Origin of the sequence: Chitinophaga niabensis, from assembly GCF_039545795.1 — a bacterium.
Classification (GTDB): domain Bacteria; phylum Bacteroidota; class Bacteroidia; order Chitinophagales; family Chitinophagaceae; genus Chitinophaga; species Chitinophaga niabensis_B.
This window is the reverse complement of sequence record NZ_CP154260.1, coordinates 3,706,790-3,724,601: the sequence shown is the minus strand read 5'-3', so window position 1 is coordinate 3,724,601 and position 17,812 is coordinate 3,706,790. Positions and strand designations below refer to the sequence as shown.

The following is a 17,812-nucleotide window of genomic DNA, read 5'->3' as shown; positions in this document are numbered from 1 at the left end:
ACTTATTTGTATTGCATGATCCTGAAATCTTCTATCAGGCCATAATCATATAGATCGTAATCCTTGCCGGAAGGATATGCTTTGATGTTCCGCCAATGCCAGGGGCTTGCTATCCCGGGTTTAGGGTTATTGTGATGTGGTCCCAGCAGGTTCTTGAAGCTACCTGTCACAATCACTTCCACCTGGTTTGTTCCTTTCTTCAGATACTTTGTGATGTTCAATGCATTGGGATCCGTAAATATAATACCTGCTTTTATACCATTCACTTTTACTTCTGCCACGGTACCTTTCCATGCTCCCAGCACCACTTCATATTGCTGGCCTGTATTGGCTACTGATAACTCCTTTTTATAGCTGATGCTTTGCCCGTATAAAGGAAGGCCCTGTTCTTTCCAGCTGCCCAATTGTAATGGCTGCGGCGGTATAATCCTAAAGCCTTTCGCTGCTGCGGCCAGGTTAAAGTCTCCCAGGATATATACGGGTTCTATCTCTGCATAAATGCTCATGGGTGTGATGGAAAGCGTAAGGGTGTTTTCGCCTGTTTTCAGTAAAGCACCTATCTCCAGTACGCCAAACGACCTGTCCAGCCACCATTTGCCTTTTACGGGTTGTACTGCTTTGCCGTTCACGAGGATCTTATTCCATAGTTCAGGATGTTCTATAACGGCAGTGAACTTATTAAAAGGTACATTTTCATCTATTTCAAAACGATAGGTGGCAGTGTAACCGGTATGGGTAGTGAAAGTATCTTTTGCTACCAGGCGGTCTTTAAATTGCACCTCATGGTTCCAGGGATTGCCGCTGGTATAATTGTATTTTTTGAAGAGCACATCTGTAGCATTGGTCACATGATTTTCCTTCAGCAGCGTATCCCCGAATGCAACATCTGCAAAATCGATCATGAGTGTATTGGCAGCGGGGCGTACAGCTTTAGCGATGCCTGTGCTTACAGTGGTGGCTGTTCCTTTAACAGGCCATGCAGGGAAACCTGGCTGTTGTTTATCTGCAACAAACAATAACATACTGCCGGCAGCGGGAACATTGAAATCAATCGTGAGACCACTGGCGGAACTTTGTGCAGGATAGTCATATACTGTGCCCGTGAAAAGGTCCATCAGCAGCACATCTTTTCCTTTCAGCTGCAATTGCCCTGTAGCTGCGCTTTCCATACCGGAGTTGGCCAGGAAGATCAGCTGGCCGTCTGCAAAGGTCCTGCGGTGATGAAAGAGGTTGCCGCCAGTGAAGCTGATAGCAAAATCTTTTGAGGGAAAGATCTTTGTATCAAGGGAGTTGTGTACTTCCCCGAAAGCCAGTGCATTACTGGCTGCACCATCCAGTGTTTGCAGTTTTTCGTACAGCAATACTTTACCGCCCTGATCTGCATATGCTTTTAATAATTTGTGAGTGGGGCCGTCTATATTTTCCATACCGGGCGGGATCACCACGGTGCTGTAAGCCCTTTGGCCTACTACAAATTTTCCGTTCTGTACTTTCCCATGCTCTTTGATAATGTATTCTGATCCCAGGTCGTATTCCACCTGTGCTTTTTCCAGCTTAGTTACAAAGGCCTGGAAAGCATTGCCTATCTCTCCGAGGTGCGGATGGTTTTTGCCGTGAATGGCGTAGGACCATGCAGTGGTGGTAGGTTCTATAACGAGTATATCGTTCCGCTGCTGGCCTTGTGACAGGGCGAAAGACAAACGGGTGTAATAATTATTCAGCGTGGCGTAGTGTTGCCACCAGGGATTATGATAAGAGAAAGATTGCGGGTAATCTCCTTTCCTTGCACCGGAGATGGTCATAAAGGAAAGGTGTTGGTTGAGGAAATTCACGCCCAGTACATATTCCCAGTCTCCCAGGCGTTTAAGGTCTTTGTAGGTAAGGTCCCAGCCGCCGCCGCCATAGGTTTCACTCAGTGTTCTTTTTTTGTTCAGCTGATTGGCAACGCTGGCTAATTCCTTTACAGAGCGGATGTTGCCGAATTGTGCGCCGGGGCTTGTTTCATTGAACTGGTTGAACAGCATGTCTATACCCGGTTGCTGATGCCAGGCATACATGGCCATGTTATCAGGGCCGTGTTCAGGATTAGGCCAGCCATGTTCCCAGTAGTGACCTGTCCAGGGCATGTTGTGCTTTTCCATGTAATTGTACATGGGTTTGGACCAGCGGTCAATGAAGAGGTCCAGCAGGGTTTGATAGAAGTTATGTCTTACTTTTTTCCAGTCTCCCACCTCTTCAAATAAGGAGGGGAGGTTCGGTTGTAAGGGATATCCCCATTTCTGCTGAAAGGTATTGAAGAGATCAGGTGTCCAGCGTACGGTGTTGGGATATTCTGCCTGTATGCCGGGTTCATCGGAGAAAAGGCCTTTAACGGTTTTGCCGAATTCGTTGCCGGCTACTTTCTCGTATCCTTTCATGGTTACTTCCAGGAATTTTTCTGTTACACCTTTCACCATCAGGTCCACATAACTGAAGCCGCCATACCAGCCGGATTTGCTGTAGTATCTTTTATGGAACAGGTAGAACCTGCCGGTTTTACCTCTGAGTTCCTGCATCTGCGATGTTACATCTTTAAAGCTGCCATTCACTTCCTGTACGCAAACAAAGAGATATTTTGTATCCTTTGGAAAGGTATCTGTTTTAGTGATCTGCAGCATTTGGCCCTGGTTATAGGATTCCGGCATCTGATCAGGCACATGCCCTCCTGCGAAACCGGAGGGGTAGGAGTTCTCGTCATAGATCCATACATCAAGCCCAAGGGCTTTGCCTTTGGCTACAGTGTACTGGAAAAGATCGAACCATTCGTTGGAGAGGTAAGAAGTGATGAGGCCCGGGCGCGGATGTACCATTACCCCACCGAATGCTTTGTCTTTAAAATCCTGCAGCATCAGGTCTATTTCCTTCTTTGTTATTTTTGTATTCCATACCCATAAAGGTGCGCTGCCATATTCCCTGCCGGGTGCAGTGAATTGTTTTTGCAGTTGAGTAAATGTTTGTGCTTTCCCCTGCATGATCATCAACATACAGATGCAGTAGAACGTGGTCGCAAGCTTTTGCATAATCGGGTATGTTTTTTTAAACTTTATTTAAACCATCGGACGATCTCTTTTGCGATCAGTTCGTGGCCTTCTTTATTAGGGTGATTCCCCTGGGACATGTAATCTTTAAGCGGTTGCACTGCTTTGAACTGGCTGTAGCTGTCAGAAAAACCTACCTTGAACGCATCGGCCATTTCCCGGATCTGCTTTGTATGTTTGGCCAGTGGCGCATCAGCACTTTGAATATTTTCAGAAAGGTCTGCAGAAGGAGAGAGCAGGATCACTTTGATCCCTTTTGCCAATGCAGCGCGTATCATTTTCTCCCAGGCAGCTTTGGCTGCTTCCAGCCCCGGCCCTCTGTCGTTCAGGGCATAGTCAATGAACAGTACATCCGGTTGATGGATGAGTACATCTTTCTCAAAACGTTTCTCTCCGTTTACACTGTTTTCGCCGCCGATAGCTGTTACAATCACATTGATCACGGCATGCGGGTATGTTGCCTTTAATGCTTTCAGTACCAGTTGCGGATATGCATCCAGCGTGTTCACCTGCGGTGTTCTGAAGTAACCGGAAGGAACAGAGTGGCCATGGAATACAAGGTTGATGGTCCTGTTCTTCGGCCATTCTTTTACCAGTTCTAATTTAATATCTTTGAGATATTCTTCCCTGTTTACCTGTGCTGAAACCAGGCCTGATAAGAACAGGAGGCAGCAAATAAGTTGTATCTTTTTCATGGTAAACAAGATATTGTTTTTATCGAACAACACCTATAAAGCTAGATGGAACGGATCAATCTCTTTTATATAAACTACCAGATTTTTTGTACTTTTTGACATTAATCATCCACGTGTACACATGAAGAACTTTTCGAAATATTTCACGATCACGTCTGCGGAAGAACGATGGGGATTATATCTCACCACAACAGGTTTTACCCGGATAGAACCTGCTGCTGCCAAAACGTATCCGGCTAATAAAGAACATCCATCCAGTTATTCACTCACCTGGAAGTCCGGCCGTGTGCTGAAGGAATTCCAGCTGGTATACATTACGGCAGGCAACGGCGTCTTTGAATCTTCGCAGGTGCCTTTGCGGAATATAGACGGCGGCACCTGCTTTCTGCTGTACCCCGGTACCTGGCACCGCTACAAACCACTGGAAACTTCCGGCTGGACGGAGTACTGGATCGGGTTCAAAGGTTATTACCCGGAGCAACTGATGCGGAAAGGTTTTTTCCAGGAAGATAAACCGGTGATAGACCTGGGCATCGATGAAGAAGTACTGATCCTGTTCCAGAAGTTATTCATGGCGGTAGACCAGGCGCAGCCCGGTTATCCGCAGGTAATGTCCGCTATGCTGATGGAGATCTTTGCGCGGATCCATACCCGCACGTATTATGATGTGCAGCATAAGGGACAGGATGAAAACCTGGTGGTAAGAGCTAAGTTCCTGATGCGGGAAGCCATTGAAGAATCCAACAACATCGAAGATATCATTAAAGACCTGCCGGTGAGTTATTCCAAATTCAGGAAAGTGTTCAAACAGGTGACGGGTGAATCGCCCAATCAGTATTACCTGAACCTTCGCCTGAAAAAAGCAATGACCCTGCTGGATGCCACACACCTCTCTGTGAATGAAATAGCTTACCAAACGGGTTTTGAATCCGTGTTCTATTTTTCAAAGCTCTTCAAGAAAAAGAACGGGCTTTCTCCCTCTGCCTGGCGGGAGCAAAAGAAGGCGGATTAGCAGACCTTTACAATGTTCATGTTCAGGAGATGCGCCAGTTTTTCCAGCTTATGATACATATGCCCTGTTCCTATTGCACAGTGATGCGCGGGGCCCTGGCTGTTCCAGCGGTTAATAAATTCCTTTGCGCCACAGGAGAAACGGTAACGGCTATTGGTATTGCCTATCTCCAGGATAGGGCCTGCCACAGATTCAGCTTCTGCCACCAGGAAGAACAATTCATTACGATCGTTTTCCACGATAGAAAGTAAAGTAACGGGGCCTTGTTTAACAGACATCTCAACAGAAAGCCCGTTGCCTACCTTGCCATGATAAACCCCTAAAGGTTTCACTTTGATCTTGCCTTCCGCGATCCTGATATGCGCAGGGCCATCATGCCCCAGGAGTACTACATCATCATTATAATCCACGGCATAATATTCAGAGAAAGATCCGCCGCAACCAAAGCTGTCCATGATCTTCATGGCCTGGGCATTCTTGATCTCATACTCACCTGCTACCGGAATACCTTTGGAAGTTAAAAGGGAATTGCCCACAATGATAGTGGCAATGGTCTCTTTATTTTCCGGGATGCCGGTGCCTTTATAGTAGTAGGCCATGGAACCCAATTTATACCTGCTGGTTAATACATCCAGTGCCACGCTGGTAACGGCTGCTTTCCTGATCTCTTCGGGATCGCAGTTGGGCTGCATATCAAATTCCTGGTAGAATTCCTTTATCCTGTCTTCTGCCTGTTTATTGGTCACATCTCTGCGGAGAGCAGATAGCTCATCTACTTCCAGCAGTTCCATATGCCCGCCGAAGTATTTGTACTGGAGGGTGAGATCGCTGTAGATATCCATCATACCGCTGTAATAATGGCCCATGCAGCCCAGGCGGTTGTAGTTCATGGTATGTGCTACTTTCGCCGCTTCCACCCAGTCTCCGATCTCTTCCCAGCATATATCATTTTGCAGTACGCCGGTGATCTGGTGAAAACGTACACCTGTTCTTTTGAATACATTGGCCAGTTCAGGAACGGGGCAGGCAGAACAATAGGCCAGCCATTCACCCGTCATCTGCGTGGTATCGTTCATTTTATTGAATGCATCATAATTGATGGCATTACCAGGAGAGAGATTTAAAAGTACTACGGGTGCGCGGTGGTTCCTGAGTACTGTCATCACTGTGGAGGAGAGGGCGTAGGTGGACACATAAATGAAGATGAGGTCAACATCTCCTGTACGCAAACGGGTGCCGGCTTCAAAGGCTTTATCTGTATTATCTACGAGGCCAAGGTTCAATACACGTGGATGGATTTTCTCCAGTCTTTGCTGGATATAGAGCAGGTTATTGCTCAGGCGTTCCTGTAATCCGCTGAACTGATTCCAGTATTCCTCCAGCCCTATGCCAAACAGTCCTATGTTCATACTATACATTTTTTCAAATGTAGATTGAATTCTATATTCTATTTGGCAGGAAAGATGTGTTTTTTGACAAAAAAAAGGCGGGCTGAATGCAGCCCGCCTTTTCTATAATATCAGAATCCTCCGCCGGTATCCATTTGCATACCATCAGCGCTGGTCTTGTTGTTCTTACGTTTGAATAAAGTAGCGTCAAACTTCCCGAAGCGGTAACTGAAGTTCAGTTTCAGAATACGTGATTCACGTTTACGGATGAAGTTCTGGGAAAAGTAAGGTGATTCCTGGTCCATCTCAAACTGGCGGGTATTGAATACATCGCTCAGGCTGAGGGTAAGGCTGGCTGCTTTGTTCTTCAAAAAGTCTTTCCTTACTGCAAGGTCTACCGCACTTAATCCTTTGATCATACCCTGTGCAGAAGTGGGGATCATCATGAAGCCGCCACCGCCGCCTCCGCCACCACGGCCGCCGCCACCGCCACCGGAAGGAACCGTAATGGTAGGTGCCTGGTAATTGGCCGTTACCTGGAAGGTAAAGTTAGCCGGCAGTTTAGTTTCAGAGTTGATCTTTGCGAGCCAGCTGAATCCGCGGTTAGTATAATTTTCTTTCGCATTCCTTACCTGCAGCTCTGTTTGATAGAGGTTCACGTTGGTGGTAACAGACCAGCCGGTGATGATCTCATTCTTCATAGTGAGTTCTGCACCGTAAGAGAAGTTCTTGTTCGCATTCACAAATGTGGTCAGCAAAGTATCATTGCCCGGTGTAATAGGTTCGTTGATGGTGCTGATCAGGTTGTTGGTATTGCGATAGTATAATGAACCCAGGAAGTTGTGTTTCTTCCATGTTTTCATATAAGAGAATTCAAGACTGTTGGTATACTCCGGCTTCAGATCAGGATTACCTTCCCGGTGGTTCAGCGGATCCGTGAAATCGCGGTAAGGTATTAACTGGAAGAAGTTCGGACGGTTCACGCGGCGGGAATAGTTCAGCTGTACTTCCTGTTCCTTTTTCAGTTTGTAGGATAAGTACACGCTGGGGAAGAGGCCCGGCACTGGTTTAGTAGGTTTATACTTCAGTGATTTACTGGGTATTTCTCCTGCGTATACATATTGTTCTGCACGTAAACCTACCTGGTAACCGAAATTCTGAATGGTGTTTGAATAGTTTGCATAAGCAGCGTAGATCTGCTCATCGTATTTATAGTCGTTGGAAATACTGTCTATCCTTACAGGATTGCCATTGTTGGCATCAAACACATCATACACACTGCTGTAGTAACGCATGGTTCCTTTGATACCGGTTTCGAATTTGCCGGTTTTACCAACAGGGTCTACGTAATCTGCCTGGAAGGAATAGAAATTAGTTTTACCATCACTGTTGTTGGTCTGTGCAAAACGATTGCCAACAGGTTCTCCGCTCAGGTTGAGCGGTTGTGTGATGAATCCGCCGCCGCGGTTATTGTTGCTGAGGTTCAGTGACACATCTGCAGTGAGTTCCCTGTTAGGTTCTGCAAAAAGGTGTTTGAAACCAAGTGTGGTAGTGTAGTTATTGAAACCGAACTTACTGTCCGTATAACGGTTGTTGCGGTTAGTGATCACTTTGTTGGCATCACTGTATACACTGGCCAGTGTTTCCCTGTTCTTGAAACTACCTCCTACGATGTTCTGGGACAGGGAGAGGGTGTTGCGGTTGTCCAGGAAATAATCCACCCCAAAACGGCCGAACTGGAACTGCCCGCCCTGACGGCTGTCGCTGTTCTGGTTAATGTAATTCTGATCCGGGGAACCGGCCACAGCAAAATTGGTACGGTCTGTGGTTCCGTTGCCCCAGTTCCTGTTAGCGTTAAAGTTGTAATTGGCAGACACATTCCATTTACCCTGGCGCACGTTCACATTACCACCCAGGTTGTATTTGTCGTTGTTGCCAATTCCGGCCATCACCATACCGTTATAGCCGGCTTTTTTGTTCTTTTTCAGTACAATGTTAATGATGCCGCTCATGCCCTCGGCATCGTATTTGGCGGAAGGATTGGTAATAAGTTCTACGCTTTCAATAGCGTCTGCAGGGATCTGATCAATGGAGAGCGTGCTGGGTTTTCCGTCCACAAAAATATTAGGGGAGGAGTTCCGCACTTTCACATTACCATCAATGTCCACGTTCACTGAAGGAACACTTTTCAGCACATCTGCGGCAGTACCGCCTACGCTGGTTAGGTTACGGTCCACATTGAACACCTTTTTATCAATGCTCATCTGGAAAGCGCTGCGCTGGCCGGTAACATTCACTTCTTCCAATGATTTGGCATTGGCTTCCAGTTTGATATTACCCAGGTCCTGCGACATGGTTTGCGGCGTAACGGTCACCTTTTTGAAGATGGTTTTATAACCCATAAAGTTGATACGGACCAGGAAAGCGCCGAAGGGCAGATTTTCCAGGTTGAAATCGCCGTTTCCTTTACTGAGCATACCTGTTACCAGGCTGGAATCTTTCGCACGAAGGAGTGCAACAGATGCGTATTCAACAGATTGTTTAGTTTGAGCGTCTACAAGTTTGCCATAGATCTGGCCTATCTGCGGCATTGCTCCGCCTCCGGGGCCACCGGCGCCACCCGGGCGTTGGCCCGCTCCCGTTCCGGGACGGCTTGCGCCGCCTGCACCCGGTCTTCCTCCATTTTGTGGGGCCTGGGCAGCCACATTCAGTTGCATTACCATCAATGCAATGAACACTGCGTATAATTTTTTCATCTTGATTTTTTCTTTGACTCCAGATTTAGACGTTGTTTTTTGATTTGACCTTTGTTACACAGGTATTTGCAGGAACAAAAATAGATGCAAAACAGCTCACCTTGCAGAGATATTGATAAAGGGAGTTAAATCAGCTACGAAATGCGGTTAATCAGGGGTAAAAGGTATTAACAGTAGTTAACACTCAGACCTGGCTTTTTAAAATGAAAAATGGCCTCTATTTACATAGAGACCATTCTATTAAGATGGGTGATTGAGGGGTCTCGAACCCCCGACCCTCAGAACCACAATCTGATGCTCTAACCAACTGAGCTACAACCACCATGTCTGTTTTGCGGATTGCAAAGGTAAGGGAAATCACCTTCAAATTCCAAATGTGCAGCCAAAAATCTTTTTCATTTATAAATGTTTTTTTTGGCGAGGGTAAGTTGCTGAGGCTAAGATACCTAACATATGATGGTTGGAAATCTGTTAGAGAGGGGTGGTTATGCACATGATTTCCACAAAAAATGAGTTATCTTTGCCTCTCGCAATTCACCCGAACTTACTAGCCCAGCATGCGAAGTGCTGGGCTATTTTGTGCCCATGAATGAACGAGACATTATATAGTAGATTGATATTCAACTTAATATGCGTATGGATCAGCTGAAATTAAAACTGCAGGAGTATTACCAGCATTATCAGAAGCAAGAGAAAAAGCCAAGAAAAACGGCTAAAGGTGGAGATGTGGACACGGTGCAGGTACTGGAAACAGATATCCTCACCCAGTTCGGTTTACCTGTATCAAAACGGTTTGTACAGATACTGCACGATTTCGTGAATCACAGTGTGGTAAATGATCAACTGTTAGATTACGTAAGCAAGAAATTGCGTACCGCAGCCCGCAAGTATTTATTAGCACCTGTTATGACAGATCTCGAACTATTAACGCAGGGCCGTGATCAGAAAAGGAGTCCGTTTGACGTACTGCCGGAGTTGGGATATCCCTCTCACGAGTATGCCGTATTCCTGATCGGGGAATTACTGTACCGCAGAAATGTATCCGCACAGGAAGTGATGGATGAACTGAAGCGTGTGCAGAAGCATAACAGTTGGAGCGACCTGTTGGTGTTAAGCAAGATCAACAACTATTCCACGCATGAGCTGTATACGAAACTGAAAAAGTACCAGCTCAGCTTTGTGGATGATTTTGTGACGCATCTGCGCCGCCAGGAAGTGGCTAAACCACAGAACAGACGCCTGACGCCTGCGGAAGAAGGGTACAAACCCAACTACAAGACCATCTCCAAAGTACAGGTGGAAGACATTGTGTTCGATGACAAAACAATGCCAACTTTGTTTGGGAAGATCAAGAGCGGCACCCGTTACACCCGCATCACTATCGGGCTGGAATTCACGGAGCTGAACCAGTTGCTGATGAGCAGCGGAGAGTTAGGTGTAGAGATCAGCAATGCTATCAAAAAACGCATGGCTAACCCGGCAGCGGAGAAACCGATGGTGATCGATATCAAAGCGGAATTCGGCGAACCCCTGAAACTGGATAACTGCTACCTGGAAGTATACAAACCGCAGCACAAGGAAGATGGTAAATGGACGGAGGATAAAGATGCTTTCTACTTTGTAGACAGGATCCTTTCCAAAAAGGAATTCGATAAAAAGTCGAAAGAAGCAGAGGTGAAGAACAAGATTGAAGAATGCCTGGAGCTGATCGGCGGTTCTTATGTATACTACCAGCGTTTACGCCGCTTAGGTATTACTGAGGAAGAAGCGCAGGTGAGAGCGGGATTGCAGGATGAATTATTGTTTAAGCTGAGTTTCTACCTGAATAAGCTGAAAGATTAAGCAGGAAATAAAGCATTTTTAAACAGCCCCCGGATACTTCCGGGGGCTGTTTTTTTTATTTCTTTTTTCCAGGGCTTCTATCCGCTTGTTCTGCTCGATCAGCAGGAGGGTCAGCTCTTCTATCTTCTGCAATAATTTCACGTTCATTTCTCCCAGGTCTACGCCATTTTCCTTTACCTCTTTGGCAGTAGGGATCTCCGGCAGGTGTTTATGTTCCCGGATATATTTTTCCAGGGAGGGGAGGGAGGGCATTTTGTAATTGTCTTCAAATACAAAGTCGGCCCAGTTGGCAGTGGTGACTTTTACTTTCTTAGCGAAGAGATCTCCATTTACAGAGAGTTTTGCACCTGTCTGCGGAGTTTTGCAGCCAATGCATACCCTGCCATCATCTTTGATCACAAAAGCAGTTCCCGCGCCTTGCGACCAGAATCCTATACCATCTCCAAGGCCTGCAGTATTGTCGTTGTCCCGCCCGAACCACCAGGCCATTTGGCCTTCATCATAAAATGCCAATGCGCGTTCTGAATTAACAGGGCCGTCAAGGATCACTGTTCCCTCTACGTTGCCGGTAGTTGATTTGTAGATATGTAATTTGCCTTTCGGAGCGGCAATTCCTATGCCCATATTAAAAGCATTCGTGCCGGCGTTCGCAGACAATACCACACTTTTAACATCAGGCACAAAGCTGGCAATGTCTTGTACGGTTGGGTTAGAGAATAGCGTACTATAGCTATAATTATCACCGGAAATACTGGTCAGATCCATCTGAAAATGGGCGCCAGTTACATCAGCTTCTACCTGCCAGACAGTATGATAATCCACATCCAGAAATATTTCTTTATAATAATTTAACTGACCTTCATAACTATTGCCGGTTGCTACAGCTTCTCCCAGCACTAAACGGCCTTTATCAACATTTTGCCCCATTGCACGCAGGCAGGAAATCTCGGGCATTCCCTGACGAACTGTTACCAGGTACTCAACAATGCCACTGGTGTAATAGTTCTCCTGAAGTGTGAACTTTATAGTGCTGTAGTCTCCCCAGTGCAACGCATTATAATATAGCCTTCCAAGGCAGACCCTTTTAGCCTGGGTTGCATTGGCGCTATAACGATTGTTCCACTTGTAATGGGTGTTTTGGCCAAACAAGAATACTGGTGCTAAGAGCAATAGCACTGTAGGTAACAAGGATAAAATCTTTCTCATGGGTTGAACTGAATTAAAAAAAAGGAGAACGAAATTGTTCTCCCTTAAAAATATAATTATTTGTGATACTGTTAAAAGTCTTTCGCTACTCTTCCCACTCTTCCATACTGGTCCATTGCTTCTACCACTACATGGAAGTTCTTGGTGAAGTCGTTGTTATAGAAGATAACCCTCGCCGTATGATTAGTAGTATCATATCTCAGGTTAGCATTCCAGTATAGTGTGAGGCGTTTATCTGCCAGCTGATGTACTGCTTTTTTCACAGAGTAATCAGGACTATAGAATTCTTTAATGATCTTGTAACCGCCTTTCTTCACCAGTTCCAGTCCTTTTACATTAGGATCCGGCCTGCTGTCTCCGCCTCTGCGCGTCCAGATAGCAATAGCGCCGTTGGCACCGCCAAAGCCGCCCATAAACGGAGGGCGGAACACTTTAATCAGTGCTACGTCAGACATGGGGATATTGGCTACCGTATTAATGTCTACCGGCATCTGATCCAGGAACACACCGGGAGCACCACCCCGCCAGGAGAGGGAGGGATTGTTCATATCGCCACCGATCTGCAACCCGGGTACCCTTGCCTGCAGGTATTGGAATACGTTGAAGGAAGTAGGATTTTCGTTCGTGAGATCGAAAGTATAACCATCGCCGCCGGAGAACATGCCGCTGGCATAACGTTTCTCTGTTGTTTCTTCAGGGGTAGGTTTCTTTGCGTTGATGTTCACTTCTTTCAGGAAGATGGTACGGTTGGTCATGCTCCTGATCACACTGTTGCCTTCCAGTACGGTAGCCAGGTAATTCTTCAATACCTTGTTATCCATAGGTGGCGGCGGTAATAAAGGGATCGGTGTTTTTACCGGTGCAAAGTTGTCGAAGAAATGGCGGTCAAACTGTACATCCACATCCTTCCACTTTTTATTGGCCATATTGCCCTGGAAATAGATCTGGGCAGTATCGTTGTACATTAAATTGGCGAGGGCGAACTGCCCTTTGTTATTTACAGGTGCAGAAGCAAATGCAGAAGAACTGTCCACCGGAATTTTGATGAGAAAGTTCACACTTCCGTCTGTTACAGGATTTCTGCCGGAGGTATAAGCAGTACCGGTGATATTGATACCCTGTTCATAAGGATAAATGATATTCGGGAATTTGTCCTGCAGGATCTGCTGCCAGTTATAACGTCTCCATCCGTTGGTGAGCATCACGAGGTCCAGCGTTTGCATGGTGCTGTCGTTCTGAAAATACCAGTACGGGTTGTGTACGTATCCATGGATATCAGAAGTAAGGAAGGTATGTGTGATGATGTTATTGGCATTTTCATCCCTTGCTACCTGGTCTGCATCCGTTACAGCCACGCTCAGGTGACCGCGCATGGAATCGGGGATCTGCAACACCAGTTCTGTACGCTGGCGGGGGCCTTTATTTAGCTCCTGGGGGTCCAGGAAGAACTCCAGCAAGTCCTGTTTCTGGTTCACATACACGAGGCGTTCCGTAAGCGGGCGGCCCTGGTGATCAAATATAGTGAGTTGCAGGATGCCGGGAGGCAGGTTGTTGGTGGGGATAAGCCCGCTCACTTTTCCTTCATCTATATTCAGTTCTGCTTTATAGATCAGCTGGTTCTGCATGGTAGCAACCAGTAAAAGGTTGTTAGCCGTGCTGTCTATTCCATTGAAACCCGTAAGGTAGAAGATGCGTGAACCACGGTTATATACTTTGAGTGCAATACCGCTTGCTTTGGCCACAGGGAGCGGGAATGTTTTCTGTTGCCCGCTGGCAGACTGCACCACGGCTTTATAGGTTTTGCCGGCTTCCGGTTTCAGTTCAAAAGTACCCATCCCGTCATGCACGGTGGTGATCACCGCCACCTGTTTATCATTGCCATCCCTTACGGCGCCGGCTACTTTGATAGGGTAACCATTCTGGTCAATGGCTTTGAAGGCCACCACGCTGCTTACCTCATTCACGAGGTCTCCACCTTCCGGGAAGAATTGTACGGCATAATCCTTACTGGCGGCTTCCTCGCCTGATTTACCCGTTTTGGGGTCAAATACCTGTATGTTTTTATAGAAAAGGAAAGTAGAATCGAAGTTCAGCATCCATGCGGTGTAGGCCCTTACCTGGTAGAGCCCTGGTTTCATGTTTTCCGGTAAGGTGAATTCACCGGATGCTGCGCCATTATATACCAGCACCAGTTCCTTCTGCACAATAGCGCCTTTCTGGTCACGCAATTCCGCATAAAGGTTGCGGGCGCCGGTGGCCGGAAGATCGTTAAGGGTAACAAATCCTGAGAACCATACGGTTTCGCCTGAAGCATAATAGTCTTTATCTAACTGCAGGTAAACTTTCTCTTGCGGATAATTGCCCGTGAATTTGGCTAAAGCCTGTTGAATCCTTGTGGCCCAGTCGTCTGGTGGTGTAAAGCCGAACGCGCCCCAGATTCCTGTGGTTAATACACAGGACATCAATAGGTAACGAAGTTTGTGCAGGGATTTGCGTTGCATGGATCAGAATGTATTTAAACCAACAAGATAATGAATTACGAATAATTAGTAGATAGTGCTTATGAGATTTTAACATTTCATATTTGAGCCATAAATCCGAAATTCGCCGCGGGAATGCCGGATGGCACATTCTGTAACGAATAAAAAATGGTAAAAGTATGAACAGGCTGGTGGTGATTGGCGGTGGAGCTGCCGGCTTTTTTTGCGCGGTAAACGCAGCAAGGCTGCATCCGGGGCTGGAAGTGGTGTTACTGGAAAAAACGGGCAAACTGCTTTCTAAGGTAAAAGTTTCCGGCGGCGGGCGCTGCAACGTAACCCATGCACTCAGCAGTATCTCTGATATGGTGAAACGTTATCCCCGTGGTACGCAGTTCCTGAAAAAATCTTTTACGCATTTTTTTGTACCGGATACCATCCGCTGGTTTGAAGAAAGGGGCGTGAGCCTGAAAACAGAGGAGGATGGCAGGATGTTCCCCGTAACAGATAATTCCCAGACCATTATTGATTGTTTGCTGCGTGAAGCAGACCGTTACGGGGTGCAGGTAAAAATGCATGCGGATGTGGTACGTATAGCTAAACAAACAGATGGGTGGATGATACAATTGCAGGACGGGCAGGAGATAACCGCACAGTATGTTTGCATCGCTGCAGGCGGATATGCGCAGGCGGAGAAATTCAACTGGCTGCAAGCCCTCGGGCATACGATAGAAGCCCCTGCGCCTTCGTTATTCACTTTCAATATGCCCCAGAACCCCGTGACTGCATTGATGGGCGTATCTGTACCAATGGCACAGGTGAAGATAGCGGGTACCAAACTACAGGAGTCCGGGCCATTGCTTATCACGCATTGGGGTATGAGCGGACCGGTGATATTACGGCTTTCCGCATGGGGCGCACGTTTGCTGCAGGCGCAGGAATATACATTTACCTTACTGGTGAACTGGTTGCCTGACTATCATGAAAGTTCCCTGCGCGATGCCTGGCCGCAATGGCGGCTGGATATGGGTGGGCAGATGATCTATACTAAAAACCCCTTCGGTTTGCCGCAAAGGTTATGGCATTTTCTCTTACAACAGTGTGGGATACACGAAGAGATCCGCTGGTCTGAATTACCGGGGAAAGAGCAGAATAAACTGATCCGTTACTTAACAGGGATGGAATTTCCGGTGAAAGGGAAAACTACTTTCAAAGAGGAGTTTGTGACCTGCGGAGGTATCCGCTTAAGTGAAATAGAGCCTGATACCATGCAGAGCAGGGTAGTGCCGGGCCTCTTCTTTGCAGGTGAGGTGATGGATGTGGATGGGATCACCGGTGGCTTTAACTTCCAGCATGCATGGACGAGTGGTTTTGTGGCTGCTAACCTGGGTGCCCTTAAAAAAAGCTGATCCCTGCCTGCCAGCCTAACAATTGATTGAGATGTTTCTCCGAGAACTTGTTAACGCCACTGGCATATTCTGAAATGGAAAGCGCAGGCCCTGCATGTATGGATAACCAACTGGTAAGGCTGAAGTTCAGCAGTGGTTGAAACCTGTATACCTGTCCAAGGCTCTTCCAGTCTTTATCAAATACATTCAGCTGCAGGATGTCTGTGGTGATAACCCATTTCTTCCCGATGCTGAACGACCTGCCAATACCAAAACCCACATTGTACAGATTGTTATCCATACCGCCGGTGAATAGGGTATAGAATTGTTTGCGCCCGCTTTTGAAAGACAGGTTCAGCGGCATCAGGTCATTCGCTGAAACAGAAAGTTTATAATATCCTCCTTTACGGATAATGTTCAGCAGGCCAAAGCTGAGGCCGGAAGAAGTATCGGCTATGTTTACCAATCCAAACTGAATGCCTGTAAGACGGCGGCTGTAATTAAAGATGGAACTGAATTGCAGGCCGGCCATTTCTCCACCGCTGATGTTGCCTGCACCGGCTAATTGCATACCCATCACATTTTTTGTGGTTGAATTGGCAACCCCGGCCAGCTGTAAACCCATCATATTCCCGCCTGTATGGTTCAGTACGCCTGTAATACTGGCGCCTGTTGTATTGCCCTGGTTGAAATTACTGATACCGGCAGCCTGTGCTCCTGTTACATCACCGCCTGCCTGGTTCAAACCACCGGTAGCCTGCACACCTTGCAGGTTTCCTTTTACCATGTTGCTGATGCCGGCTGCCTGTGCTCCTTTGGCACTGTCTCCTACAGTATTCAGGCCACCGGTAGCCTGAACGCCCTTCAGCTTTCCTTTCACCACGTTGGCAATACCGGCTGCCTGTGCGCCCTTTACGGACTGCATCACCTGGTTATAACCCCCGGTGGCTTGTGCGCCGGTCATATTACCTCCTACCATGTTAAAGAGACCGGCTACCTGTACATATTGCACATCCTTTTTATCGATATTGAAACCGCCGGCAACCTCCACACCGTTCAGGCCTGCGGAGTAACCACCAATGAGGTTAAGAGAAAACTTATTCACCACCTGCCCGGCCATTTTACCATGAGAACCAATGGCAGGCACCAGGGAGGTCTGCACCGGTTTATCTGCAAAGAACTTAGAGATATTCTGTGTTTGCCGCTTTAAACCTTCAGACAGCAGGCGTTTGCCCAACCAGGTTTTCTCCACCTGGTCAGAAACAATGAATTCCTTCAACACAACTGTTTTGGCAGGGGAAATGGCCAGGGAAACCTCCCGGTCAAAGCCGGGTAGTACATACAATGCCGTATCCGTATAAAATTCTTTACTCACGGTGAGCTGAACAGAGGGCTGCTTGCCTTTGTCCTTCAGGCGGAGATGGAAAAACCCGTCACTATTGGTAAATGCAGAATACAGGTTGGTATGATCGTAAATACTGGCATTGGGCACTACCTGCCCGTTCTCTTTGTCCCGCACATATCCGCTGATCACGTAGTTCCTTTCCCGTGCCTGTTCTGCGCGCTGAAGGATGATATTATCCCCGCTTTCCACATATTGAATGCGGCCGCTGAACAGGAGGTCCAGCACCTGTTTAACAGGTTTGTTGGCTATGTTGAAAGTAACCAGGCTATCTCCCCGGAAGGGGCTGCCAGCAAAGGAAAAAGAACAGGAGCCCTGCCGGCTGATGATGGCCAGCACGGTATCTACAGGTTTATTTGTTACGCGGAAAGACACTGTTTTGCTGAGCGGTTGCTGGGCATACAAACCGGGGGCATGCAATAAACTAAAAGTTATAAGGAGTATGAAGCTGGCACGTTTCAAAACAAAGGAGGGTTTATGCATGGCGAATGCCGGGCTGAATTTTTCAGTTCCCGGCCGCCAAAATTAGCTTAAATCGTGCAAAAGGTGCAAATGGTATTGTATAAACG

General features: G+C 47.0%; 10 protein-coding genes and 1 tRNA gene. 3 read left to right on the top strand and 8 right to left on the bottom strand.

The window, feature by feature from the left end; all coding sequences use genetic code 11:
* Positions 1–2 precede the first annotated feature (2 nt).
* Both AAHN97_RS14500 and AAHN97_RS14495 read right to left on the bottom strand, forming a co-directional pair.
* Complete coding sequence (locus tag AAHN97_RS14500; RefSeq protein WP_343302752.1) at positions 3–3,059, bottom strand: glycosyl hydrolase; 3,057 nt, start codon at positions 3,057–3,059, stop codon at positions 3–5.
* 23 nt (positions 3,060–3,082) lie between these two features.
* Entirely contained in the window at positions 3,083–3,772 is a 690-nt protein-coding gene (locus tag AAHN97_RS14495; protein WP_343302751.1) for an SGNH/GDSL hydrolase family protein, read from the bottom strand.
* A 121-nt stretch (positions 3,773–3,893) separates the two neighbouring features.
* Here AAHN97_RS14495 and AAHN97_RS14490 point away from each other — a divergent pair, with 121 nt between their 5' ends.
* A complete protein-coding gene (locus AAHN97_RS14490) occupies positions 3,894–4,784 on the top strand; it encodes an AraC family transcriptional regulator (protein WP_343302750.1) in 891 nt (296 codons plus the stop codon).
* Here AAHN97_RS14490 and AAHN97_RS14485 read toward each other — a convergent pair.
* The 3 genes from AAHN97_RS14485 to AAHN97_RS14475 all read right to left on the bottom strand — a co-directional run bounded on the left by AAHN97_RS14485 (position 4,781) and on the right by AAHN97_RS14475 (position 9,250).
* Positions 4,781–6,193, bottom strand: coding sequence for an arabinose isomerase (locus AAHN97_RS14485; RefSeq protein WP_343302749.1), 1,413 nt, complete (start codon positions 6,191–6,193; stop codon positions 4,781–4,783). The genes AAHN97_RS14490 and AAHN97_RS14485 overlap by 4 nt on opposite strands.
* Before the next feature lie 110 nt (positions 6,194–6,303).
* A complete protein-coding gene (locus AAHN97_RS14480) occupies positions 6,304–8,928 on the bottom strand; it encodes a TonB-dependent receptor domain-containing protein (RefSeq protein ID WP_343302748.1) in 2,625 nt (874 codons plus the stop codon).
* A gap of 248 nt (positions 8,929–9,176) precedes the next feature.
* A tRNA-His gene (locus AAHN97_RS14475) sits at positions 9,177–9,250 on the bottom strand.
* Between the two features lie 314 nt (positions 9,251–9,564).
* Here AAHN97_RS14475 and AAHN97_RS14470 point away from each other — a divergent pair.
* A complete protein-coding gene (locus tag AAHN97_RS14470) occupies positions 9,565–10,770 on the top strand; it encodes a hypothetical protein (RefSeq protein ID WP_343302747.1) in 1,206 nt (401 codons plus the stop codon).
* An 18-nt stretch (positions 10,771–10,788) separates the two neighbouring features.
* On the opposite strand, the gene AAHN97_RS14465 is transcribed toward AAHN97_RS14470, so the two are convergent.
* Positions 10,789–11,976 carry a hypothetical protein gene (locus AAHN97_RS14465; protein WP_343302746.1) on the bottom strand — a complete coding sequence of 396 codons (1,188 nt, stop codon included), beginning with the start codon at positions 11,974–11,976 and terminating at the stop codon, positions 10,789–10,791.
* Positions 11,977–12,047: 71 nt separating this feature from the next.
* Positions 12,048–14,477, bottom strand: a complete 2,430-nt coding sequence (locus AAHN97_RS14460) for an MG2 domain-containing protein (RefSeq protein ID WP_343302745.1) — start codon at positions 14,475–14,477, stop codon at positions 12,048–12,050.
* 158 nt (positions 14,478–14,635) lie between these two features.
* Here AAHN97_RS14460 and AAHN97_RS14455 point away from each other — a divergent pair, with 158 nt between their 5' ends.
* Positions 14,636–15,862, top strand: coding sequence for an NAD(P)/FAD-dependent oxidoreductase (locus tag AAHN97_RS14455; protein WP_343302744.1), 1,227 nt, complete (start codon positions 14,636–14,638; stop codon positions 15,860–15,862).
* On the opposite strand, the gene AAHN97_RS14450 is transcribed toward AAHN97_RS14455, so the two are convergent.
* Positions 15,849–17,705: a hypothetical protein gene (locus AAHN97_RS14450; protein WP_343302743.1), complete on the bottom strand. Its 1,857-nt coding sequence runs from the start codon at positions 17,703–17,705 to the stop codon at positions 15,849–15,851. The two genes, AAHN97_RS14455 and AAHN97_RS14450, sit on opposite strands and share 14 nt — an antisense overlap.
* Positions 17,706–17,812: the final 107 nt, after the last annotated feature.